General features: G+C 48.2%; 1 protein-coding gene. It reads left to right on the top strand.

Annotated features, from left to right (window positions below; genetic code table 11):
- Positions 1-79: 79 nt before the first annotated feature.
- Positions 80-1806: glutamate synthase central domain-containing protein (locus tag ACTF5U_RS12415; RefSeq protein ID WP_438971944.1), on the top strand; the 1727-nt coding region annotated here is incomplete at its 3' end.

Genomic DNA, 1806 nt, shown 5'->3' with positions numbered 1-1806 from the left:
TTTGGTCAACGCTCCTTGACGATGAACGCCAAGTACCGCCGGGCAACCGACGGGAGAGCAGTGACGGCGCTAAACTAATATGAAGGTACGTGACGTGAGTCAGCCAACAGAAATGCATCAAGGTCTCTATAGACCTCAATTTGAAAGAGATAACTGTGGTTTCGGTCTGATCGCCCAGATGGACGATAAGGCAAGTCATTGGTTAGTTGAAACTGCGATTGAAGCCCTGGGTAATCTGACCCATCGCGGTGCCATCGGCGCTGATGGTAAAACCGGTGACGGTTGCGGCTTATTGTTGAAAAAACCAGACAGCTTCTTCAAAGCGATTGCTGAAGAGTTGGGTTTTTCTTTGGCCCCTATCTATGCGGTCGGTATGGTCTTTTTGTCGCATGACGAAGCGAAAGCCAAATCGGCACAATCCATCATCGATGAAAAACTGGCGGCTAAAGGACTTGAAGTTCTTGGCTGGCGCGATGTACCTGTTGATCCAAAATCAGCTTGTGGCGAACAGGCGATGAAATCTATGCCAGTAATGCGTCAGGTCTTTGTTAACGCACCCGACGGAATGGCAGATGCGGATTTCGAACGACAGCTTTACATCGCTCGTCGTCTTGCTGAGAAAGCGATTACCGATGATGAAGATTTTTACATTTCCAGCCTGTCTTCACACGTTGTGTCGTACAAGGGGCTGGTTATGCCGTCTTATCTGCCGATTTTTTATAAAGATTTGCATGATAAGCGTATGGAAACCGCGATTGTTGTCTTCCACCAACGCTTTTCTACCAATACCACGCCACAATGGCGATTGGCTCAACCATTTCGTATGCTGGCTCATAATGGTGAAATTAACACCGTTCAGGGTAACCGTAATTGGGCTCTGGCGCGCGGGGCCAAATTTGCCACTTCGCTGATTGAAGATATGGATGAGATTAGGCCATTGGTCGGCACGACAGGTTCTGATTCATCCAGCATGGATAATATGCTGGAGGCGTTACTGGCCGGTGGTGTTAGCATGTTCCGTGCAATGCGTCTGGTGATTCCACCTGCTTGGCAGAATGATCCGACAATGGATCCAGAACTGAAAGCCTTTTACGACTATAACTCAATGCACATGGAGCCATGGGATGGTCCTGCAGGTGTGGTGATGACCGATGGTCGTTTTGCCGCCTGTACCTTGGACCGTAATGGCCTGCGTCCGGCCCGTTACATCATTACCAAGGACCGTCATATCACATTGGCATCTGAAGTGGGTGTCTGGAAATACGAACCAGAAGATGTGGTTACCAAAGGACGTCTGAAACCGGGGCAAATGCTCGCTGTTGATACCCAAACCGGCGAATTATTGATGCCTGAAGACATCGATAATCAGCTCAAATCAGCGCAGCCATATAAACAATGGTTAGATGATAACCTGCAACGTCTTACTGACAGTGATGATGATGAAACTGGTCCCACCATCGAAGGTAATGAATACAAGACCTACGAAAAACTCTTCAATATTACCTTTGAAGAGCGTGATCAGGTTATTCGTGTCTTGGGTGAAGCAGGTCAGGAAGCGATTGGCTCAATGGGTGATGACACCCCATTCCCGGTTCTGTCAAAACATGTCCGTTCTGTTTACGATTATTTCCGTCAGCAGTTTGCGCAGGTAACCAATCCGCCAATCGATCCGCTGCGTGAAAACATTGTTATGTCGCTGGAAACCTGTATTGGTGAAGAGCGGAATATGTTTGAAGAAGGTGAAGATCATGCACAGCGTGTGGTCTTGCCATCACCGGTAATCTCTGAGAGCCAGTTCCGTCAGAT

The sequence above is a fragment of the Methylophaga sp. genome (genome assembly GCF_965655755.1).
GTDB lineage: Bacteria > Pseudomonadota > Gammaproteobacteria > Nitrosococcales > Methylophagaceae > Methylophaga.
This window is presented reverse-complemented; position numbering and strand designations above follow the sequence as displayed.